At 63.6% G+C, this 22,296-nt stretch carries 19 protein-coding genes and 1 pseudogene; 14 read left to right on the forward strand and 6 right to left on the reverse strand.

The genetic code is table 11. The features are described from left to right. The first annotated feature begins 25 nt into the window (after window positions 1-25). Window positions 26-1,138 carry a DUF6456 domain-containing protein gene (locus EI983_RS07645; RefSeq protein WP_157706782.1) on the forward strand — a complete coding sequence of 371 codons (1,113 nt, stop codon included), beginning with the start codon at window positions 26-28 and terminating at the stop codon, window positions 1,136-1,138. Window positions 1,139-1,187: 49 nt separating this feature from the next. On the opposite strand, the gene EI983_RS07650 is transcribed toward EI983_RS07645, so the two are convergent. Continuing rightward, entirely contained in the window at window positions 1,188-1,913 is a 726-nt protein-coding gene (locus EI983_RS07650) for a VIT1/CCC1 transporter family protein (RefSeq protein WP_157706783.1), read from the reverse strand. Window positions 1,914-2,033: 120 nt separating this feature from the next. Next, window positions 2,034-4,208, reverse strand: coding sequence for a catalase/peroxidase HPI (katG, locus tag EI983_RS07655; RefSeq protein ID WP_157706784.1), 2,175 nt, complete (start codon window positions 4,206-4,208; stop codon window positions 2,034-2,036). Window positions 4,209-4,355: 147 nt separating this feature from the next. On the opposite strand from katG, the gene EI983_RS07660 reads away from it, so the two are divergent. Continuing rightward, complete coding sequence (locus tag EI983_RS07660; RefSeq protein WP_157706785.1) at window positions 4,356-5,336, forward strand: LysR substrate-binding domain-containing protein; 981 nt, start codon at window positions 4,356-4,358, stop codon at window positions 5,334-5,336. Window positions 5,337-5,460: 124 nt separating this feature from the next. Beyond that, window positions 5,461-6,408 (forward strand): lipoyl synthase, encoded by a 948-nt coding sequence (gene lipA, locus EI983_RS07665; RefSeq protein ID WP_157706786.1) that lies wholly within the window; start codon window positions 5,461-5,463, stop codon window positions 6,406-6,408. A 290-nt stretch (window positions 6,409-6,698) separates the two neighbouring features. Here lipA and mepK read toward each other — a convergent pair whose 3' ends face one another. Then, on the reverse strand, window positions 6,699-7,268 hold the full coding sequence (gene mepK, locus EI983_RS07670; protein WP_157706787.1) for a peptidoglycan L,D-endopeptidase MepK: 570 nt from the start codon (window positions 7,266-7,268) through the stop codon (window positions 6,699-6,701). Window positions 7,269-7,612: 344 nt separating this feature from the next. Here mepK and EI983_RS07675 point away from each other — a divergent pair, with 344 nt between their 5' ends. From EI983_RS07675 to EI983_RS07695, 5 genes are all read left to right on the forward strand, one after another. Continuing rightward, window positions 7,613-9,226, forward strand: coding sequence for a L,D-transpeptidase family protein (locus EI983_RS07675; protein WP_157706788.1), 1,614 nt, complete (start codon window positions 7,613-7,615; stop codon window positions 9,224-9,226). A gap of 27 nt (window positions 9,227-9,253) precedes the next feature. Then, the gene (locus EI983_RS07680; protein ID WP_157706789.1) at window positions 9,254-10,348 is read left to right on the forward strand and encodes a UDP-3-O-(3-hydroxymyristoyl)glucosamine N-acyltransferase; all 1,095 of its coding nucleotides are present in this window, start codon (window positions 9,254-9,256) and stop codon (window positions 10,346-10,348) included. 34 nt (window positions 10,349-10,382) lie between these two features. Beyond that, window positions 10,383-10,640: an acyl carrier protein gene (locus EI983_RS07685; protein ID WP_157706790.1), complete on the forward strand. Its 258-nt coding sequence runs from the start codon at window positions 10,383-10,385 to the stop codon at window positions 10,638-10,640. Further along, window positions 10,637-11,845, forward strand: coding sequence for a beta-ketoacyl-[acyl-carrier-protein] synthase family protein (locus EI983_RS07690; protein WP_157706791.1), 1,209 nt, complete (start codon window positions 10,637-10,639; stop codon window positions 11,843-11,845). Before EI983_RS07685 ends, EI983_RS07690 begins: the two co-directional genes overlap by 4 nt. Window positions 11,846-12,044: 199 nt before the next feature. Beyond that, window positions 12,045-12,641: a hypothetical protein gene (locus tag EI983_RS07695; RefSeq protein WP_198389395.1), complete on the forward strand. Its 597-nt coding sequence runs from the start codon at window positions 12,045-12,047 to the stop codon at window positions 12,639-12,641. Between the two features lie 353 nt (window positions 12,642-12,994). Here EI983_RS07695 and EI983_RS07700 read toward each other — a convergent pair whose 3' ends face one another. After that, on the reverse strand, window positions 12,995-13,609 hold the full coding sequence (locus tag EI983_RS07700; protein WP_157706793.1) for an invasion associated locus B family protein: 615 nt from the start codon (window positions 13,607-13,609) through the stop codon (window positions 12,995-12,997). A 489-nt stretch (window positions 13,610-14,098) separates the two neighbouring features. Between EI983_RS07700 and EI983_RS07705 the strand changes: the two genes are divergently transcribed. Beyond that, on the forward strand, window positions 14,099-15,652 hold the full coding sequence (locus EI983_RS07705; RefSeq protein WP_157706794.1) for a helicase HerA-like domain-containing protein: 1,554 nt from the start codon (window positions 14,099-14,101) through the stop codon (window positions 15,650-15,652). Window positions 15,653-15,692: 40 nt separating this feature from the next. Here EI983_RS07705 and EI983_RS07710 read toward each other — a convergent pair whose 3' ends face one another. Next, window positions 15,693-16,649, reverse strand: a complete 957-nt coding sequence (locus EI983_RS07710) for a phosphotransferase (RefSeq protein WP_157706795.1) — start codon at window positions 16,647-16,649, stop codon at window positions 15,693-15,695. Between the two features lie 103 nt (window positions 16,650-16,752). Here EI983_RS07710 and EI983_RS07715 point away from each other — a divergent pair, with 103 nt between their 5' ends. The 3 genes from EI983_RS07715 to dxs are packed head-to-tail and all read left to right on the forward strand — an operon-like array spanning window position 16,753 to window position 19,820. Next, on the forward strand, window positions 16,753-16,995 hold the full coding sequence (locus tag EI983_RS07715) for an exodeoxyribonuclease VII small subunit (RefSeq protein WP_157706796.1): 243 nt from the start codon (window positions 16,753-16,755) through the stop codon (window positions 16,993-16,995). Window positions 16,996-17,000: 5 nt separating this feature from the next. After that, window positions 17,001-17,867, forward strand: coding sequence for a polyprenyl synthetase family protein (locus EI983_RS07720; RefSeq protein WP_425500900.1), 867 nt, complete (start codon window positions 17,001-17,003; stop codon window positions 17,865-17,867). Between the two features lie 24 nt (window positions 17,868-17,891). Further along, window positions 17,892-19,820, forward strand: a complete 1,929-nt coding sequence (gene dxs, locus EI983_RS07725; RefSeq protein WP_157706797.1) for a 1-deoxy-D-xylulose-5-phosphate synthase — start codon at window positions 17,892-17,894, stop codon at window positions 19,818-19,820. 65 nt (window positions 19,821-19,885) lie between these two features. On the opposite strand, the gene mnmA is transcribed toward dxs, so the two are convergent. Then, window positions 19,886-21,025: a tRNA 2-thiouridine(34) synthase MnmA gene (mnmA, locus tag EI983_RS07730; RefSeq protein ID WP_157706798.1), complete on the reverse strand. Its 1,140-nt coding sequence runs from the start codon at window positions 21,023-21,025 to the stop codon at window positions 19,886-19,888. Between the two features lie 174 nt (window positions 21,026-21,199). On the opposite strand from mnmA, the gene sciP reads away from it, so the two are divergent. Next, on the forward strand, window positions 21,200-21,478 hold the full coding sequence (sciP, locus tag EI983_RS07735; protein WP_157706799.1) for a CtrA inhibitor SciP: 279 nt from the start codon (window positions 21,200-21,202) through the stop codon (window positions 21,476-21,478). A 93-nt stretch (window positions 21,479-21,571) separates the two neighbouring features. Then, window positions 21,572-22,287: pseudogene (ctrA, locus tag EI983_RS07740) on the forward strand (response regulator transcription factor CtrA). The last annotated feature ends 9 nt before the right edge of the window (window positions 22,288-22,296 follow it).

Raw genomic sequence — 22,296 nt, forward strand, 5'->3', positions numbered from 1 at the left:
GGTGGCAGATGTGGAGGCTCAGACAATGGGGAACGGTCCGAGAGTGGCCGCGTGGAAAGATGTAGTGCCCGACTGGGTGCCGCGCCCGGCGGTGCATTATCTGGCCCATACCGAAGCAGGCCTGCCCATCCGGGAACTCGCGCGTGGCGCGGGCTGTCATGCGTCGACCGTCCTGAGACAAATCCGCAGTTTTGAAACCCGGCGCGAAGACCCGCTGGTGGACGCGGCTCTGCACCGGCTTGGCCGACGGGTATTTTTACGAGGTACCGGTTCTTCCAGAGAGGAGACACGGATGATTGCACATAGTGCCGAACACGAAGCCGACCCCGCCCTGACCGAGGGGGAACTGCGCCAACAGGCGCTGCGGGTGCTGCGACGCCTGTGCGAGAGCGGCGCGCTTCTGGTGGTGGCCGACAACATGGACAAGGCGGTGATCGTGCGCGAGAGCGCCGATAACGAACCCACGCGGACGGGGATCGTCGAGAAAAAGGTGGCCGAGGCGCTGGCGCTGAAGGGCTGGCTGCAATGTGGCAAGACGGGGCGGATCACCCGCTATGCCATTTCATCCGCCGGGCGCGATGCGCTGAGCCGGTTGATGGCCGAGGCGGAGAACAAGGCGCTGGGATTTGCCGATGCGCAGGCCCGGTTCGACGGGCCGGGGCATGAGGCCCCTCCGGCGCAGGCCGATCCGGGGCCCCGGCGCGGGCGGCGGCGGCGCTATGGCGGAACCGAATCGCCCCTGGTCGTGCTGGCGCGGCGCAGGGACAAGAGCGGGCAGAGCTTTCTGACCGACGATCTGGTGCGTGCGGGAGAGCGGCTGCGCGAGGATTTCGAGTTGGCGCAGATGGAAAGCCGCGGCGCACAGGATTGGGAGAGCTATCTCGACATGCCTGCGGTCGGAGACGCGCCCACCGAGGGCAGCACCGCGCGGGCCCGGGTGATCGGCGCGCTGCGCGATCTGGGCCCGGGTCTGGGCGATGTGGCGCTGCAATGCTGCTGTTACCTGGAGGGGCTGGAACGGATTGAGAAGCGCATGAACTGGTCCGCGCGCTCAGGCAAGATCGTGCTGCGGATCGCGCTTCAGCGGCTCAGACGGCATTACGAGCAACTGGGCGAGGCGGCGCGGATGATCGGTTGATCGGGGCGCTGCACGCCGGTGCCTCTCGGGGCGGGCCATTTGGGGGCACCTAGCCGCCGACGAGCCAGCCAACCCCATAAGCCACAACCGCGCAGACGCCACCAACGGCGAGGGTTTCCCACAGGCTGCGCCAGAGGTCCTCGCCGGTGGTGTTCCAGCGCAGAAGACCGAGTGAGGCCAGGGCCAGCCCGGTGGCGAGCACCGAAAGGTAGAAGGTGGTCGCCGTCGGCGCCAGCAGGAAGTAAGGGACGAGCGGTATGGCCCCGAAGATGACAAAGGCACAGAAGGTGAAGATACCGTTGAGCGCCGGGCTTTCCTCGTTGGGATCAACCATACCGAATTCGTAGGTCATCATCAGGTCGGCCATGATGCCGGGGTGGCGCGACAGGATCGTGGCGGTGGTGTCGGCCTCGCCCGGGGGCAGGCCGCGCTGGCGCAGGATTTCAAACAGCTCCATGCGTTCCTGTTCGGGGTTGGCGGCGATCTCGCGCAGCTCGGCGGCGCGGCGGGAATGGTAGAGATCGTGCTGCGAGCGCAGGGACAGAAACTCGCCCAGCCCCATGCTGACCGCATCGGCAAAGAGGTTGGCGAGACCAAAGACCAGCACCGCCAGCCCGCCGATCTGAGCGACACCTTCGGCCTGCGCCCCGGCGAAGCCCGCGACGATGGCGAAGGTGGTGACGATCCCGTCATTGCCGCCATAGACGATCTGCTTGAGATATTCCTGCATCTGCCCGAGCTGATGTGCGTCGCGGCGATGTGCCTGCCAGTCCATGCTTGGTTGCCCTTATGCTGCTCAGATACCTGTCATGCTATAGCCGTGCAGGCAGAGATGCAAAACGCCCGAAGGGGATCCTCCGGGCGTTTCACTGCGGTTAGATAAGCGCGGTGCGGCTCAGGCCAGGTCGAACCGGTCGGCTTCCATCACTTTCACCCAGGCGGTGACGAAATCGCGGACGAACTTGCCTGCGTTGTCGTCCTGGGCATAGACCTCGGCGATGGCGCGCAGCTGCGAGTTGGAGCCAAAGACCAGATCGGCACGGGTGCCGGTCCATTTGACGCCGCCACCGGCGCGGTCATGCGCCTCGTAAGAGCCGTCACCGGCCGGTTTCCACTCCACATCCATCGACATGAGGTTGGTGAAGAAATCCGCCGTCAGCTGGCCCGGGCGGTCAGTCAGCACGCCGTGCTGGCTGTCGCCGTGATTGGCGCCAAGCACGCGCATCCCGCCGACCAGCACGGTCATCTCGGGCGCGGAGAGGCCCAGAAGCTGCGCGCGGTCGACCATCATGTGTTCGTCGCGGGCCGCGAGGTTGGACTTGCGGTAGTTGCGGAAGCCATCGGCCTGCGGCTCCATCGGCGCAAAGCTTGCGGCGTCGGTCTGCTCTTCGGTGGCGTCCATCCGGCCCGGGGTGAAGGGCACGGTGATGTCATGGCCTGCGGCCTTCGCCGCCGCTTCGACCGCGGCACAGCCGCCGAGCACGATCAGGTCCGCGAGTGACACGCGCTTGCCACCGCTCTGGAAGTCGGCCTGAACGGCCTCGATGGCGCTGAGGGCCGCGGCCAGCTTGGCCGGTTCGTTGACCTCCCAGTCCTTTTGCGGAGCGAGACGGATGCGCGCGCCGTTGGCGCCGCCGCGCTTGTCGGAGCCACGGAAGGTCGAGGCCGACGCCCATGCGGTGCGCACGAGCTCCGCGTTGGACAGACCGCAATCGAGCAGCTTGGCCTTGAGGGCGGCGATATCGGCATCCCCGATCAGCTCGTGATCGACGGCCGGGATCGGATCCTGCCAGATCAGGTCTTCGTCGGGCACTTCCGGGCCGAGAAAGAGCGATTTCGGCCCCATGTCGCGGTGGGTCAGCTTGAACCAGGCGCGCGCGAAGGCCTCGGCGAATTCCTCGGGGTTTTCGTGGAAGCGCTTGGAGATCGGCCCATAGATCGGGTCGAGCTTCATCGCCATATCCGCCGTGGTCATCATCAGCGGGACCTTCTTGGAGGGGTCCTCGGCATCGGGGGCCATGTCCTCTTCGTCGGGGTTTATGGGGGTCCACTGATTGGCGCCTGCGGGAGATTTGACCAGTTCCCAGTCATATTTGAAGAGCACGTCGAAATAGCCCATGTCCCATTTGTCGGGGTTCGGGGTCCAGGGGCCTTCGATGCCCGAGGTGATGGTGTCGCGGCCCTTGCCCTTGCCATAGCTGGACATCCAGCCAAAGCCCATGGCCTCAAGCGGGGCGGCCTCGGGCTCGGGGCCGACATGGGCGGCATCGCCTGCGCCATGGGCCTTGCCGAAGGTGTGGCCACCGGCGGTCAGCGCCACGGTTTCCTCGTCATTCATGGCCATGCGCGCGAAGGTCTCGCGGATGTCCTTGGCCGAAGCCAGCGGGTCGGGGTTGCCGTCGGGGCCTTCGGGGTTGACGTAGATTAGGCCCATCTGCACGGCAGCGAGCGGGTTTTCCAGCTCGCGCTCGCCCGAGTAGCGGCTGTTTTCGGCAGAGCTGTCGGCGAGCCACTCATCCTCGGAGCCCCAATAGACATCTTCCTCGGGCTCCCACACATCGGCGCGGCCGCCGCCAAAGCCGAAGGTGCGCCCGCCCATCGATTCAATCGCGGCGTTCCCGGCGAGAACGTAGAGATCGGCCCAGGAAATTTTGTTGCCGTATTTCTGCTTGATCGGCCAGAGCAGGCGGCGGGCCTTGTCGAGGTTGCCGTTGTCGGGCCAGGAGTTGAGCGGGGCAAAGCGTTGCTGGCCGGTGCCGGCGCCACCGCGGCCGTCGGCGGTGCGATAGGTACCTGCCGCGTGCCACGCCATGCGGATGAAAAAGCCACCGTAATGGCCATAGTCGGCGGGCCACCAGTCCTGGCTGTCGGTCATCAGCGCGTAGAGGTCTTGCTTGAGTGCGTCGAAATCAAGCGATTTGAACGCCTCGGCATAGTTGAAATCGGGATCCATCGGATCGCCTGCGGGGGCGTTCTGATGCAGGATTTTCAGATTGAGCTGATCGGGCCACCAGTCGCGATTGCTGACATGTTGCGCGCCGTGCATCGGGCATTTGAGTTCGCCGTCCATGAGGTCCTCCGGTTGGGTTGTGTTTGGTCAGAGCGGTCAGGCCGGAGCAGAGATCGGCAACCGCTTCTTTGGAATGCTTCTAAGTTAGATATTGCGCAGGCGATAAAATCCAATTGCAGTTTCATATGATTTCGATAATGAAAACCTATGAATGTGACCTTCCGCCAACTCACCTATTTCAAGGCCCTGGCCGAGCAGCGGCATTTTGGCCGGGCGGCGGAGGTGGTGAATGTGTCGCAACCGGCCTTGTCCGTGCAGATCCGCGAGATGGAGGCGGCCCTTGGTCAGCCACTTGTCGAGCGGCGCGCGCGCGAGGCGGTGCTGACCCCGTTCGGACGGATGATCCTGCACCATGCCGAGCGGGTGCTGGCCGAGATGCAGGCGCTGAACGAGGCGGCGCGCTGGCGCGGGGGGCTGAGCGGGCGGCTGAACCTGGGGCTGATCCCGACCGTGGCGCCCTATATCCTGACCGATGTGCTGGAGGCGCTGCGCACGGGAGACATTTCGCTCGATGTGCAGGTGCAGGAGGCCAAGACCGACCGGCTGATCCGGGCGTTGCAATCGGGTCAGCTTGACGCGGCGGTGATGGCGCTGCCGGTGGTGGGGGAGGGGCTGATCGCGGTGCCGCTTTTCGAGGATCCGTTCCTTCTGGCCGGGTCGGCGGCACGGCTGGAGGCGCTGGGAGAGCAGAGCGAGGCGCTCCGGCCCACCGGGCTGGGCGCGGCGCCGCTTCTGTTGCTGGAGGACGGGCATTGCCTGACCGATCAGGCGCTGGAGGTTTGTGGGCGAAACCGCTCCCATGCGCAGATCGACACCGGCGCGTCATCGCTGCCGACACTGGCGCGGCTGGTGGCGGCGGGGTTCGGGCTGACGCTGATTCCCGAACTGGCGGCGGTGGCAGAGCTGCGGGCCGCGCCGGACATGCGCGTGATACGCTTTGCCGCACCGGAGCCGAGCCGCCAGATCGGGCTTGTGCGGCGCACCTCCAGCCAGGGTGAAGAATGGTTCGCGGAATTGTCGTCAATCCTCGCGCGGGTGGGCGAAAGATTGTTAAACGCGGCACGGCTGGAGCTTGCCAAAAAAAAGGAGCCCGCACCCAAAACGGGCACGGGCCGAAACACCAGATAACCTTGAAACGCGGTGGCACTGGTTACATTTTCCCGTCTGCCCGGAGGCTTGGGGCAACTGGTACTCCCCACCGCTATGGACTATATTTGCGCAAGGTTACGAAACCATTCGCGGGGAATAAATCGTGAGAGACCTCAAAATCCCGGAGCAGCGTCACCCGGAAAAACAGCGCCGTCCCGACAGCCCGCGACTGAAGAAACCCGACTGGATCAGGGTCAAGGCGCCGGTCGGCAAAGGCTATCAGGACACGCACAAGATCATGCGCGAGCACAAGCTGGTGACGGTCTGCGAAGAGGCGGGCTGCCCCAATGCGGGCGAGTGCTGGAACCAGGGTCATGCGACGATGATGATCATGGGCGAGGTCTGCACGCGGGCCTGTTCCTTCTGCAATATCGCGACGGGCAAGCCGGCCGAGGGGCTGGATGCGTTCGAGCCGGGGCGCGTGGCCGATGCGGTGCAGAAGCTGGGGCTGAACCATGTGGTGGTGACCTCCGTCGACCGCGACGATATCGAGGATGGCGGGGCGGCGCATTTTGCCCAGACCATCCGCGCCATCCGGCATCGCAGCCCGGAGACCACGATCGAGATTCTGACGCCGGATTTCCTGCATTGCGACCCGTGCGTGCTGGAAGTGGTCGTTGAGGCGCGGCCCGATGTGTTCAACCACAACCTTGAAACCGTGCCGGGCCTCTATCCGGCGGTGCGCCCGGGCGCGCGCTATTTCCACAGCTTGCGGCTGTTGCAGCGGGTCAAGGAAATGGACCCGATGATGTTTACCAAATCGGGCATCATGGTGGGGCTGGGTGAGACCCGGCAACAGGTGCATCAGGTGATGGACGACATGCGCGCGGCGGGCATCGATTTTCTGACGATCGGGCAATACCTGCAACCGACGCCCAAGCATCACCCGGTTGACCGTTATGTGCATCCCGATGAGTTTGCGGCCTATGAGAAGGCGGCCTATGGCAAGGGGTTCCTGATGGTCTCGGCCACGCCGCTGACACGGTCGAGCTATCACGCGGGCGATGATTTTGCCCGGCTGCGCGACGCGCGGCAGGCCAAGCACGGATAGGCGACCCGAAGAGGTTGCAGGGGCCTTTGCCCGGCGGATCCGGTTCACAGATACGCCCGGCATTCGATTGGCGGAATCACTGGCGGGTGGTGCGTGTGAACACGCACCCTACAGCTTGCTGAACACGCAGATGGGACGGTCTGGCAGGTTCGTGACCTGCCGCTCCCCGAGCTGTGCATTCAGAGCGAGGCGGCCTCAACCAGACCTGGAGGCGGCACGAACCGGCCAAAAAAAACACCGGCCACAAGGACCGGTGCTTTCAGGTTGTACATGAAACTTCGAGTGGTTTTTTAGCTGCCCCAGGTGCGGACCGGGCCACAGTCCATATGGACGAAGTTGGACCCCGAATAACGGCCGACGCCCCCGCCACGGCAGGCGGCAGCGGCGCGGAACATCTGATTGACCGAGCGCGAGCTGAGCCGCAGATCGGCCGCTTCGCCCTTCATATGGCGGGAATTCTTGGCGACCCCGCGCGAGCGCGAGCGCAGCATCGCGTTGGTCTTGGGGCTGCGGTAGCCGGACAGCAGCATATAGGGTTCGTGCGCGTCCAGCAGGTTATGGGCTGCAGCCATGATATCAATGGTGCGAATGTCGATGTTGCGCACGTCATTGGTGCGCCAGTCGCGCATGAAGAGGGTGATCTCTTTCACGGCGTCCTTGATGTAGCTGCCTTCGATCCAGTAGATCGTGTCTATCTTTTCACCGGTGCGCGGCGATGTCATCCGGATGCGGCGAATATCGCCTGCACCGCGAAGCAACCCTGCTGCATTTGAAAAAGTTGGAGCGGCTGCGATTGTGGTGGCTGCGAATGCCCCTAAAACCCCACGCCGCGTCATGCTCAGCGAGCTAAATTCCGTCATGTACCTAGCGCCTGTCCCGTCGCTTACCTGTTATGCCGCAAGTTTGCGGCCCTGCCATCTCATCCCCAGATGCAGTATTCTTATGGCACATTAAGAATCACCGAAAAAGGGTGTTTTTGTCGCAAGGGGAACTATCAAGAATTTTCGGCATTTTTTTGCGCAAAAATTGGTTAATGTGCTCGATTTGCGCAGGCGGCTCTGCGTCGCCGTCGCAACACTCGCCCCGGATTTACGGTTTTTTCGGCGATCTGTCAGAGATTTGATTGGACATCGGCCTGTGCGGAGCGGGATAAAATAAAGGTAGTTTTTGATATTAACGCGCGAACAATTTGGGGAAGACAGAAATGATTTTGGGATTGAGCCGGGCTGGGCTGCGGGGCGTGGCGCTGGCTGTGACTGTGGCAGTGGCCCAGTTTGCCGGGCCTGCGCCGGTGGCGGCCGGGGTGACGGCGTTCAAGCAGGCGGTGGCGGAAGCCGCATCGAGCGACCGCGATGTTGCTGATTTCTATCGGGAAAATAATTATGAGCCGGTCTGGACCGGCGCGGATGAGGATGATGCGGCCCGGCGTCAGGCGCTGTTTCTGGCGCTGTCGGGGGCACAGGCGCATGGGCTGCCGCTGAACCGCTACGATGCCGATGCGCTCTATGCGATGCTGCGCGATGTGGGCAGCCCGCGCGACCGCGGCCTGGCCGAAGTGGCGCTGACCAAGACCTTTCTGCGGTTCGCGCAGGATCTGCGCAGCGGGGCGCTGATCCCGGCCGAGGTGGTGCGCGATATCAAGCGCGAGGTCACCTATGACGACCGCACCAAGACGCTGGAGCGTCTGAGCCGCGAAAACCCGCGCGCGTTTTTCCGCTCATTGACCCCCGGTACGACCGAATATGCCCGCCTGATGAAAGAAAAGGCGCGGCTGGAGCATCTGATCACCCAAGGTGGGTGGGGCCCGACCGTGCAGGCCAAATCGCTGGAGCCGGGCGATACCGGGACGGCGGTCTTTGCCCTGCGCAACCGGCTGATCGCCATGGGCTATCTGCGCCGCAGCGCCTCGGCCAGCTATGACGGGCTGATGCAGAAGGCGGTGCAGCAGTTTCAGGAGGATCACGGTCTGAACACCGACGGGGTGGCCGGTGCGACCACGATGAAGCAGATCAATGTCAGCGCCGAGGAGCGGCTGAAATCGGTCATCGTGGCGATGGAGCGCGAACGCTGGTTCAACAAGAGGCGTGGCTATCGGCATGTGCTGGTGAACCTCACAGATTTCAGCGCGCGCATTGTCGAGAATGACCGCATCGCCTTTGCCACCCGCGCGGTGGTGGGCAAGAATGTGAGCGACCGGCGCAGCCCGGAATTTTCCGACGTGATGGAATTCATGGTGATCAACCCGACCTGGAACGTGCCGCGGTCGATCGCCACGAAGGAATACCTGCCGATGATGAAGCGCAACCCAAACGCGGCGGGGCATCTGAGGCTCTATGACAGCCGTGGCCGTGTGGTGAACCGCGCCAATATCAACTTTGCGGCCTATACCGCGCGCAACTTCCCCTACGCGATCAAGCAGCCGCCAAGCTCGCGCAATGCGCTGGGGCTGGTGAAGTTCATGTTCCCCAACAAATACAACATCTATCTGCATGACACGCCGCAGAAGAGCCTGTTTGCCCGCGATGTGCGCGCCTTCAGCCACGGCTGTATCCGGCTTCAGCAGCCTTTCGAGTTTGCCTATGAGCTTCTGAGCAAGCAGACGGATGACCCCGAGGGGCTGTTCCATTCCAAGCTCAGGACCGGGGCGGAAACCAAGGTCGATCTGGAGCAGCCGCTGCCGGTGCATATCATGTATCGTACGGCCTTCATCGACGCCAAGGGGCGCGCGCAGTATCGCGACGATGTCTATGGCCGCGATGCGCTGATCTGGCAGGCGCTGGAACGCGAGGGGGTTTCCCTGCCTGACATTCAGGGCTAAACCGGCCCGCAAAGGCGGGAGGCGAGTATGGCCCATTCGGTGAAAGAGATTGCAGCGGCGCTGGAGGCGGAGGCCTTTGGCGCCGTTGACATTGAGGTGACCGGTGCGGCGGAGCCTGCGGATGCGGGCGCGACCGATCTGGCGCTGGCGATGAAGCCCGCCTATGCCGAGGCTCTGGGGCAGGGGCAGGCCCGTGCGGCCATGCTCTGGGCCGGGGCCGACTGGCAGGCGCTGGGGCTGGAGGCAGCGATTCTGGTGCCGCGCCCGCGCTATGCCATGGCGGGGCTGACGCAGATGCTGGACCCCGGTGAGGGCTGGGAGGCGGGTGTCGTGCACCCGTCGGCGGTGATCGATCCCGGTGCGGAGCTGGGCGAGGGGGTCACGGTGGGCCCGCTGGCGGTGATTGCGCGTGGCGCACGGATCGGCGCCGGATCGGTGATCGGCCCGCAATGTTTTGTCGGGGTCGGGGCAGAGATCGGCGAGGGCTGTACCTTGCGCGAAGGGGCCAGGGTGGCCGCGCGCGTGCGCCTGGGCCGGGGCGTCATCCTGCAGCCGGGGGCGGTCATCGGCGGCGACGGGTTTTCCTATGTCACCCCCGAGGTCTCGGCCATCGAGAAGGTGCGCGAGACGCTGAAGGATACCGGAGATGCCGAGGCACAGGCCTATGCCCGCATTCACTCGCTCGGCTCGGTCTGGCTTCAGGATGGCGTCGAGGTGGGGGCCAACACCACCATTGACCGCGGCACGATCCGCGACACGGTGATCGGCGCACGCACCAAGATCGATAACCTTGTGCAGATCGGCCATAACTGCATCACCGGCACCGATTGCCTGATCTGCGGCATGGCCGGGCTGGCAGGCTCTGTGACGCTGGGCGACAACGTGGTGATGGGCGGGCGTTCGGCGGTGGCCGATAACACGCGCATTGGCAGCAATGTGGTGCTGTCGGGCGGCACCAAGGTGATCTCGAACGTGCCGGATGGGCGGGTGATGATGGGATACCCCGCCACCAAGATGGACACGCAGATCGAGCTCTACAAATATCAGCGCCGGCTGGGGCGGCTCTTCGCTGATGTCGCAGCCCTCAAGAAAACGGTTTTAAAAGGCGGAAAGAGCGACTAAATCCGGCGCAGCAAGTCCGATAGGGTAGTCGCAGATGAGCATCAGGGATCGCGTCATCAACATCATCGCCGAACAGGCGGTGCTTGAGCCGGAAGATGTGACGATGGAGAGCACGCTGGAAAGCCTCGGCATCGACAGTCTGGGGCTGGTGGAGAGCATCTTTGCCATCGAGGAAGAGTTCGACATTTCGGTGCCGTTCAATGCCAACGCGCCCAGCGAGAGCGATTTCGACATTTCAAGCGTGGCCTCCATTGTGGCGGGGATCGAACAGCTGGTGAAAGAACAGTCGTGAAACGGGTGGTGATCACCGGCGCAGGCACGATCAATGCCCTGGGCCAGGATGTGCCCTCGACGCTGGAAGCGATGCGCGAGGGGCGCTGTGGCATCTCGGAGCTGGAGTTTCGCGATGTGGAGCGGCTGGCCATCCGCATTGGCGGGCAGGTGAAGGGCTATGAGCCCGAGGACCGGTTCAACCGGCAGCAACTCGCCCTGTATGACCGGTTCACCCAGTTCACGCTGATCGCGGCACGTCAGGCGATTGCGCAGGCGGGGCTGGAATTTGCCGGAGAGCTAGCGGCGCGGGCGGGCGTGGTGCTGGGCAATTCGGGCGGCGGGATGACAACGCTCGATGAAAATTACCGCTCGGTCTATGAGGAAGGCAAGAACCGGGTGCATCCCTTTGTCGTGCCCAAGCTGATGAACAACGCGGCGGCGAGCCATGTGTCGATGGAGTTCAACCTGAAGGGGCCGAGCTTTACCGTCGCGACCGCCTGTGCCAGCTCTAATCACGCAATGGCGCAGGCCTTTCAGATGGTGCATGGCGGGATTTCCCCGGTGATGATCGCGGGCGGGTCGGAAAGCATGCTGTGCTTCGGCGGGGTCAAGGCCTGGGAAGGGCTGCGCGTGATGTCGAAGGATGCGTGCCGTCCGTTCTCGGCCAACCGCAACGGGATGGTGCAGGGCGAGGGGGCCGGCATTTTCGTCTTTGAGGAATACGAGCATGCCCGCGCGCGCGGGGCTGAGATGCTGGCCGAGGTGGCCGGCTTTGCCATGTCCTCGGACGCGGCGGATATCGTGATGCCCTCCAAGCAGGGCGCGGCGCGCGCGATCAAGGGCGCGATGCAGGATGCGCGGGTGAACCCCGAAGAGGTGGGCTACATCAATGCCCACGGCACCGGCACGGCGGCCAATGACAAGACCGAAAGTGCCGCCGTGGCGGATGTGTTCGGGGCGCATGCGGACAAGCTGATGATGTCGTCCACGAAGTCGATGCACGGGCATCTCATTGGCGGCACCGGGGCGGTGGAGCTGCTGGCCTGTATCATGGCGCTGCGCGACGGCGTGATCGCACCCACCATCGGCTATGAGGAGCCGGACCCGGAATGCGCGCTCGACGTGGTGCCCAACGAGGCGCGCGAGGCGCATGTCGAGGTGGCGCTGAGCAACGCCTTTGCCTTTGGCGGGCTCAATGCGGTTCTGGCGCTGAAGCGGGTTTGATGACCGGGTGACTGGCGGTTTTGAGCCCGACCCGGTCAGATGAGGCGGCTCATCAGAAATGCCTGAAGCCGGTCATCGCTGCGCGAGCAATACGCGGCTGCGAGCCCATTTCGCAGTTTTCTACTTTGCCGCCGATGTCAGCTTTTTGCGTCCTCAGAAAGTGGTTATACATACGGAAATCAATTTTCGGAGGCAGATCTTGTCGAAGACCGAACTGAGCCAATTGGCTGTCGCCAAAAAGCTGGCGGACGACAGCGGTCGCCATTTGACCGAGTGTATGGAAGACGCCGCGGAGATTGTCATTCGCAAACAACGCGAGCCCCGGCTTCCCAAGGTGCGGGCGCTTTATATAGCGTTGGCTTGCGGGTGTTCGGTTCTGGTTTTGAATGCCATTTTTGACATTTTGAATGTCGGAAGCGTGTTATCCCCTGTGCTCTCTTCTTGCCTGCTGGTTTTCGTGCTGGCGAGCTTGTTTTGGATCACACCGGAACTGCCGCTGATGTCGAAGCTTTGGACGCGCTGGAACACCCCGGCATTCATCGCGATGACGGTATTTTTCCTTTTCAGCAACCATCACCTTGTGCCTCTGGTGTACGATCTAGCACTCGTGTTGTTTTTCGGTGTTGCGATTGTGGCGGCTGTGAATGGATCAAGACACCCCGATCAGGCATTGGAAAAACGGCTCTACACAACGAAATATCTGTTTCACAGGCTCTCGGCCAACGATCAGGGCCGCATCTTTTTCTTGGCTCCCTGGCTCTCTCCTTTCGGTTTTCGTGCCAACCAACGGCGCTGATTCAGTTGGTTGGCAATACTCAAAACGGACATTCCTGTGATGGATTTCAACGGCTGCAAAACCCCGCGTTGCTGCCGGTGAAGGCACCCAGACCGTGCAGCTGCTCTCATTCAGACCGGACGTTCATGCGTATTGCAGCGATTGGCGGCAACGAGCCTTTGGCGGACCTTCGAGCGATGCACAACAGGCCGGTTAACAGCGCGAAGCGCCCGGCCCATCGCCAGCCCAGGTAGGGGGCTGGTCATGGGCCGCCTGTGGCGCGACGCTTGAACGGCAGCAAAGCCCCGCAAACCCGACATAAAAAAACCGCCCCGAAGAGGGGCGGCTCTTTCATGTCCGGCGATGGGAAAAATTCAGTTTTCCAGCACCGAGGCGTTTTCGAACGCGGCGGTGAAGCCCTTCAGCGATGCCTTGATCGTCACCTGCTGGTCAGGGGCCTGCGCCGGGACGATGGTCAGGTTGGCCGCGATACCGCGCCGGAAGGCGTCGAGGTCGGCCTTGGTCAGGCCGATGCGCGCGTAACAGCCCACAAGGCTGCAGAAGGAATAGGAATACCCCTTGGCCTTGCCGCTATCGACAGCGATCTTGAGCTGTTCGGTCAGAAGCGTGCCCAGCGGCACCACGATGGTGGCCCCGGCCACGGCCTGGCTGCCTTCGGGCAGGCGGAACAGGGAAAACTCGGCAATCGGGTTGCCGCTCTCTTCGCGCAGAAGCTGGAACATCTGGCAGGGGTCTTCCTCGGCCTCCGAGCGGAAGCATTTGAGTTGCCAGTCGCCGTACTCCGCTTTGATATAGGTCGGGTCTTCGACGACCTCCTGACCCATGTCGAGCCCGGTATCGGCCCCGGAGGTCTCAGTGCCTTCGGCAGCGGGTTCTTCGGTGGTTGCGGCGGTGTTGTCTTGCGCCTGCACGGCACCGGCGAGGCCCAGCAGGGCCAGCATCGGCAGGGTGTAAAGTAGTTTGGACATGGTCCCCTAATCCTATCGGTTCTGGTCAAATCGCGCTCTAACATGGCGCAGCAATTGAGTCAGGAGATAATCGCAGCCCCGCCCGGGGTTCAAGGCGGAATTCCGCTTTTCTTTGAGTCAGGTGGCGGCAACGCGCTGCGCCCCCAAAGCAAAAGAGGCCCAAGGGCCTCTTTCAATGAAGCGTTTGAAAACGCCGATGTTATCTCCCTGCCGGACTGGCCGACTTAGTCTTTGTATGCCGGACGCTATGACAGTTACCGGTAACCGTCAACAGGCAAAATTGGAAAAAGTCAGAAAAAGAATCATGAGCCTAAGATGCATGTAAACAAAGCAAAAAAAAGGCCGCACCCAGGGGCGCGGCCAGTCTGACAGGGAGGAAGTCACTTCAGGGCAAGAGGACATGCGCCCCGAAGCGATATTCATACTGGCGCGGAAATCTTAACTTTGTATGTTCAGACCGTGGAAAAAGTGAGACAGCGGAGCAAGCCCTTGGAAAATCAGGTATTTATTGGCGGCGGTGGGCCAGATTATGGTGAAAAGCAGGGGCTCAGGCTGAAATATGCCAATCGGCACGGGCTGATTGCGGGGGCCACGGGCACCGGCAAGACTGTGACCCTGCAGATTTTGGCCGAAGGGTTCTCGAAGGCGGGGGTGCCGGTGTTTCTGTCGGATGTGAAGGGCGATCTGTCGGGGCTGGCGGCCTCGGGCAGTGTCGGCTTCAAGCTGCATGACGCCTTCACCAAGCGCGCGGCCACCATCGGGTTCGACGATTACAGCTATGAGGCGTTTCCGGTCACCTTCTGGGATCTTTTCGGCGATCAGGGCCATCCGGTCCGCACCACGGTGGCCGAGATGGGCCCGCTTCTGCTGAGCCGCCTGATGGGGCTGACCGACGCGCAGGAGGGGGTGCTGAACATCGCCTTCCGCGTGGCCGATGAGGAGGGCATGCCGCTTCTGGATCTGAAGGATCTGCAGGCGCTGCTGGTCTGGGTCGGAGAGAACAACAAGGCGCTGGGGCTGCGCTATGGCAATGTCTCGGCGCAATCGGTGGGGGCCATTCAACGGCAGCTTCTGGTGCTGGAGAACCAGGGCGGCACGGAGATTTTCGGCGAGCCCGCACTGGCGCTGGACGACCTGATGCGCACCGCCGAGGACGGGCGCGGGATGGTCAACATCCTGGCCGCGGACAAGCTGATGGGCAGTCCGCGGCTTTACGCGACCTTCCTGTTGTGGCTTCTGAGCGAGCTTTTCGAGAACCTGCCGGAGGTGGGCGACCCGGACAAGCCCAAGCTGGTCTTCTTCTTCGACGAGGCGCATCTTCTGTTTGACGATGCGCCCGATGCGCTGGTCGACAAGGTCGAGCAGGTGGCGCGACTGATCCGGTCGAAGGGGGTCGGGGTCTTTTTCATCACCCAGAACCCCGATGACGTGCCCGAAGACATTCTCGGGCAGCTTGGCAACCGGGTGCAGCACGCCTTGCGCGCCTTCACCGCGCGGGATCAGAAGGCGCTGGCGCGGGCGGCCGAGACCTACCGTCCGAACCCGAGCTTCGACACGGCGCAGGCCATTCGCGAGGTGGGCGTAGGCGAGGCGGTAACCTCGATGCTGGAAGACAAGGGCGTGCCCGGCGTGGTGGAGCGCACGTTGATCCGGCCCCCGTCGTCGCAGCTTGGCCCGATCAGCCTGGCCGAGCGCCGCGCGGTGATGGCGGCCTCGCCCATGGCGGGGAAATATGACGAGGTGCTGGACCGCAGATCGGCCTATGAGATCCTGGCGGCACGGGCCGAGGAGGCGGCACGGCAGGCCGAGGCGGAAGAGGCGCGTATCGAAGAGGATGAGAGCCTGACCCCGGCGGAGCGCGAGTTCAATGCCGGGCGGCGCTACAGCGGCAAGAAGGTGACCCGCTCAACCTCGCGCAGCACGCGGCGGCGCGGCGACAGCTTTGGTGAGGCGATGACCAAGGTGGTGATCAAGGAGCTGAAGGGCACCACCGGGCGCCGGATCGTGCGGGGCATTCTGGGCGGTCTTTTCAAAGGCCGGTGAGCTTGGCGGAGAAAATTCGTACGAATTTTCTTGGCCCCGCTCAAAGCGTGTCGAGATCGGCAATCAGCCTGTCCGACATCTCCGCGGCGCGGCGCACCCGGCCGCGTTTGATCCCGGCATGTTCGACACGGATGAGCGCCTCGACCCCCAGCATGAAGGGCAGGATCAGGTCACGCTCTTGCGCGCTGAGCGAGAAGGCGCCGGCAAAGGCGTCGATCCCGCGTGCATCCACCCCGAACCGGGCCTCGCCCGAGGGGATCAGCCCGCGCCGGCCCATATGCATCAGGAACCGGGCCATGTCCTTGTAGATCGGGATCGTGGCGGAGCCGCCGAGATCGATGCCGGTCAGACGGTCCTCGCCGACGATCAGGTTGTTGGGGTGGAAATCGCCATGGCTGATCGCGTGGCGCCAGGGCAGGTCATCGCAAAGCGGGGCAAGGCGCTTAAGGTGCCGCAGGATCTTGCGCTCGCGGCGTTGCAGCTTGGGGTGGGGCTGTGTCGCGGCGGCGGCCGCGGCCTTCTGCAGCCAGACAGCGGCGCGCGGCTTGGCGGTGATCTCGGAATTCGCTGTATAGGCGCGCAGCCAGGCGGCGGCCTGCGGCAGGCAGGGCGCGCGGTCGGCGGGGTCCAGATGCCACATATGCTGCATCAGCGGCGTGCCGGGAATGTCCTCGATCACCAGCAGGCCGAACTCTTCGTTGACATGCAGCGGCTCGGCGATGCGCAGGGTCTTGCCCTGCATATGCGGCCAGGCGCGGGTCATCTCGGCCCATTCGTTTCCGGGGGCGTGTGAGGCGGGATCGAGATGCATGCGGAAGATCGCGGCGCGGCCCTGCCACCGGCCTGACAGCATCGCGCGCTTGCCCGGCACGAGGCGTTTGAGCTCATCAAGCTCGGCCTCGGCCAGCGCGGGATCGGCGGCGCGGGCCTCCTCGAAGCGGGCGACGATCTGCATCGTGCCGTCAAGCTCGGACAAGGGAGGGGTGGGGCCGGACATGCGGGGATGTTTAAGCAAGGGCGGACGGGCGTCAACCGAATTGAACCTCCCCGGCGGGGCGGTTAGGGTGGCCCCGTGCAACCGAGCTGAAGGACCGCCTGCGATGAGTGATGCCGCCATTTCCGAGATGTCGTTTGAAGAGGCCATGCGCGAGCTGGAGGCCGTGGTCGGCAAGCTGGAGCGGGGCGATGTGGCGCTGGAGGACAGCATCAAGCTGTATGAACGCGGGGCCGAGCTGAAGGCGCGGTGCGAGGCCAAGCTGAAAGAGGCCGAAGAGAAGGTCGCCGCGATCACGCTGGGCGCCGACGGCCAGCCGACGGGAACCACCCCGGTCGAGGGGATGTAACCCGCGTGCAGGAGAGACAGGCCGAGATCCGCCGCGCGGTCGACGCGCAGTTCGAGCGTGTGCTGGCCCCGTTCGGTGCAGGCGATGTGGCGCAGGCGATGCGCTATGCCACGCGCGGGGGCAAACGGGTTCGGGCGTTTCTGGTGATGGAGAGCGCGCGTCTGCACGACATCGCGCAGGCGCAGTCCATCTGGCCGGCCTGTGCGATCGAGGCGATGCACGCCTATTCCCTTGTCCACGACGATCTGCCCTGCATGGACGATGACGACATGCGCCGGGGCCAGCCGACGGTGCACCGCAAATGGGACGAGGCGACGGCGGTGCTGACGGGTGATGCCTTGCAGGCGCTGGCGTTCGAAATGGTGGCGCATCCGGACGTGTCCGCAAGCGGCGACGTGCGCGCGCATCTGGGCCTGACGCTGGCGCAGGCGGCGGGCGGGCAGGGGATGGTTCTGGGTCAGGCGCTAGATATCGCGGCGGAGACGGCGGACAGCCCCCTGACCCTGGACGAGATCACAACCCTGCAGGCGGGCAAGACCGGCGCTCTGATCCGCTGGGCCGCGCTGGCCGGGCCGCGCCTGGCCGAGGCCGACGAGAGCGCGCTTGCTTCCTATGCCGAGGCGCTGGGGCTGGCCTTCCAGATCCAGGATGACATCATCGACGTGACCGGCGATGCGCAGGCCGCGGGCAAGGCCGTGGGCAAGGATGCCGCCGCCGGCAAGGCCACATTCGTGTCGCTTCTGGGGTTGGAGGCGGCGAAACGCCGGGCGCAATCCCTTGTGGATCAGGCCTGTGACGCTATCTCTTGTTACGGAGACAAGGCCCAGAGCTTGCAGCGGCTGGCGCAGTTCGTTATCGCTCGCCAGACCTGAGAGGATCCCCGGGGAGGGGAAAATATGACCGACCGCCCAGAGACACCGCTTTTGGACCGGGTGACGACCCCTGCCGATCTCAAACAGTTCAGCGATGCAGAGCTGGTGCAGCTTGCCCATGAGCTGCGCGCCGAGACGATCTCGGCCGTTTCAGAGACGGGCGGGCATCTGGGGGCCGGGCTGGGCGTGGTCGAGCTGACCGTGGCGCTGCATCATGTCTGGGACGCCCCGCGCGACAAGATTATCTGGGATGTGAGCCACCAGTGCTATCCACACAAGATCCTGACCGGGCGGCGGGACCGCATCCGCACCTTGCGGCAGAAGGACGGGCTGAGCGGGTTCACCAAACGCTCGGAAAGCCCATATGACCCGTTCGGGGCGGCCCATAGCTCGACCTCGATCAGCGCCGCATTGGGATTTGCCGTTGCGCGCGATCTGGGTGGGCTGTGCGACACGGGCCACGGCGATGCGATTGCGGTGATCGGCGACGGGGCGATGTCAGCGGGCATGGCCTTTGAGGCGATGAACAACGCAGGCCATCTGAAAAAACGGCTGATCGTCATTCTGAACGACAATGAGATGAGCATTGCGCCGCCCGTGGGCGCGTTGTCATCGTATCTGTCGCGGCTTTACGCGGGCGAGCCGTTCCAGGAGCTGAAGGCCGCGGCCAAGGGGGCGGTGTCGCTGTTGCCGGGGCCGTTCCAGGAGGGGGCGAAACGGGCCAAGGAAATGCTCAAGGGCATGACCGTGGGCGGCACGCTGTTCGAGGAGCTGGGCTTTTCCTATGTCGGCCCGATCGACGGGCATGACATGGACCAGCTTCTGCCGGTGCTGCGCACGGTGAAGGCGCGGGCGACCGGGCCGATCCTCATTCACGTGACCACGACCAAGGGCAAGGGCTATGCGCCGGCCGAGGCCGCGCGCGACGGCGGCCATGCAACGGCGCGGTTCGACGTGCTGACCGGCAAGCAGATCAAGGCGCCGAGCAACGCGCCGAGCTATACCCGTGTCTTTGCCGATGCGCTGCTGGAAGAGGCCGCAAGGGATGACAAGATTTGCGCCATCACCGCCGCGATGCCGGATGGGACGGGGCTGAACCTTTTTGCCGAGCGCTATCCGAGCCGCTGCTTTGACGTGGGCATCGCCGAGCAGCACGCAGTGACCTTTTCCGCAGGGCTCGCGGCGGGCGGGATGAAGCCGTTTTGTGCGCTTTACTCCACCTTCCTGCAGCGCGGCTATGATCAGGTGGTGCATGATGTGGCGCTGCAGCGCCTGCCGGTGCGTTTTCCGATTGACCGGGCGGGTCTGGTGGGCGCCGATGGGGCAACCCATGCGGGGGCCTACGACATTGCCTATCTGGCGAACCTGCCGGGCTTTGTGGTCATGGCCGCCGCTGATGAGGCCGAGCTGAAGCATATGGTCGCCACCGCCGCCGCCCATGACGAGGGGCCGATTGCCTTCCGCTTCCCGCGTGGCGAGGGGCAGGGGGTAGAGATGCCCGAGCGCGGGCAGGTGCTTGATATCGGCAAGGGACGCATGGTGCAGGAGGGCGCGCGCGTCGCGATCCTGAGCTTCGGGACACGTCTGGGCGAGGTGCTGCGCGCCAGCGAGGCGCTGCGCGCACGCGGCGTGACACCCACGGTCGCGGATGCGCGTTTTGCCAAGCCGCTCGATGAGGCGCTGATCCTGGAGCTGGCCGCCAGTCACGAAGCGCTGATCACCATCGAAGAGGGGGCAGTGGGCGGCTTCGGCTCTCACGTGGCGCAGCTGCTGTCCGACCATGCGGTGTTCGACCGGGGGCTCAAATTCCGCTCCATGGTGCTGCCCGACATCTTTATCGACCAGGCGAGCCCGGCAGATATGTATGCGGTGGCAGGCATGAATGCCGCCGATATCGAGGCAAAGGTGCTAGACGTGCTGGGCGTGGCGCAGATCGGCGACAAGCGGGCGTGATGGTGCGTGAAATCACGCACCCTACGGGATAGGATGTAGGGTGTGTGCTTGCACGCACCTGCCGCTCAGTATCCGCGCCAGATCCAGCCGCCGCCATAGATGCGGGTGCCGCCGGTTTCGTAGAACACGCAGGCCTGTCCCGGAGAAACGCCCTCTTCGGGGGTGAGCAGTTCCACCTCGGCTTCGGTCGCCGAGAGCGGCCGGATGATGGCCTCGCGCGGGGGGCGGGTGGAGCGGACCTTGACCGAGACATGCCATTCGCTCTGGCTGTCGAACGGCGCGTCGCCCAGCCAGTTGATTTCGCGCACGGGGATGGTGCGCGTGCTGAGCATCTCCTTTGGTCCGACAATGACCTGCTTGGCGTCCACGTCGAGCTTGACCACATAGAGAGGGTCGGCCAGCCCGCCGATGCCAAGGCCGCGCCGCTGGCCGATCGTGTAGTGGATCACGCCGTCATGTTTGCCCAGTACGTTGCCGTCCACATCCACGATCTCGCCCGGCTCCGCCGCCCCGGGGCGCAGCTTTTCGATCACCGACGCATAGTTCCCGTTCGGCACGAAACAGATGTCCTGGCTGTCCGGCTTGTCGGCGACAACCAGCCCGTATTTGGCGGCAAGCACCCGGGTGGCGTCCTTCGATGGCAGGTGCCCCAGCGGGAAGCGCAGGAACGCCAGTTGCTCGGGCGTGGTCGAGAACAGGAAATAGGACTGGTCGCGGTTCGCATCCTCGGCGCAGTGCAGTTCGGGGCCGTTCGGGCCCTCCTTGCGCTGAATATAGTGCCCGGTGGCCATGCAATCGGCGTCCAGATCCCTCGCCGTCTCCAGCAGGTCCTTGAATTTCACCCGCTCGTTGCAGCGGATGCAGGGCACCGGCGTGGCCCCGGCCAGGTAGCTGTCGGCAAACTCGTCGATCACGGCATCCTTGAAGATGTTTTCGTAATCCAGCACGTAATGCGGAAAGCCCATATCCTCAGCCACGCGGCGCGCGTCATGGATATCGACACCCGCACAGCACGCGCCTTTCTTGGCCAGCGCCGCGCCATGATCGTAAAGCTGCAGGGTCACACCCACAACGTCATAGCCTTCCTCGGCCAGTTGCGCGGCCACGACAGAGCTGTCCACGCCACCCGACATCGCCACGACGACACGCGTCTCGGCGGGGGGCTTGGGCAGGCCAAGCGAGTTAAGGCTCTGATCCAGCGACATGCTGCGGCTCCTGCGGTTGCGAGGGGTATATAGGGCTTTCATCGCGGCGGGGAAAGTCATGGCGCGTGGATTATGGGCAGGGTTTAGGAAAATCCGAGATATCTAGGCGCCACGGTTTCACCCGGCGTTAAACTGATCCGCGCAGTCTGACGGCATCTTGAGAGGGTGAGAGCAATGTATCTCAAAAAAGTTCATGGGCCGCGCACCGTAACCCTGCCGGATGGAACGAGCTTCAGTCAGGCCGATCTGCCAGGCGCCGACACCGGGCGTTGGGTGGCCTCGCGCAAACTGGCGGTTGTGCGCGGGGTGCTCTACGGGCTGATCAGCCAGGAAGAGGCGCTGATGCGCTATCAGATCAGCCAGGATGAATTTCATGAATGGTTGCGTGCCGTTAGCCTGCATGGAGAGGAGGCGCTGAAGGTCACTGCGCTAAAAAACTATAAACAACCCTGAGTAGAAATCACAAAATGTTCTTCAGCGGTAACCAGTGATTAACCAATTTTCGCCAGTTTGATCGGCAACAGTATGCTCAAGCGGAGATTTCTAATGCGCGTTCTCTTGGTGGAAGACGATCCGACCACATCGAAAAGCATCGAACTGATGCTGACCCATGCCAATCTGAACGTGTATACCACGGACCTTGGTGAAGAAGGGATCGACCTCGCAAAGCTCTATGACTACGACCTGATCCTACTCGATCTTGGCCTGCCGGATATGAACGGGCATGACGTGCTGCGGCAGCTGCGCATGGCACGTGTGGAGACGCCGGTGCTGATCCTGTCGGGCTCGGACGACAACGAAAATAAGCTCAAGGGCTTTGGCTTTGGCGCGGATGATTACCTGACCAAGCCGTTCCACCGCGATGAGCTGGTGGCGCGCATTCACGCGATCATCCGGCGCTCGAAAGGGCATTCGCAATCGATCATCAAAACCGGGATGATCACGTCAATCTCGATGCCAAGACGGTGGATGTCGGCGGCAAGGCTGTGCACCTGACCGGCAAGGAATACCAGATGCTGGAGCTGCTCAGCCTGCGCAAGGGCACGACCCTCACCAAGGAGATGTTCCTCAACCATCTCTATGGCGGCATGGATGAGCCGGAACTGAAGATCATCGATGTGTTCATCTGCAAGCTGCGCAAGAAGCTGAGCGAGGCCACGGGTGGCAACAACTACATCGAGACGGTCTGGGGCCGGGGCTATGTCCTGCGCGACCCCACTCCGGAAGAACAGGATGAACAGCGGTTGGCCATCGGCGCCTGAACCTGGCAT

The sequence above is a fragment of the Roseovarius faecimaris genome, assembly GCF_009762325.1.
In the GTDB taxonomy this organism is placed as follows: domain Bacteria; phylum Pseudomonadota; class Alphaproteobacteria; order Rhodobacterales; family Rhodobacteraceae; genus Roseovarius; species Roseovarius faecimaris.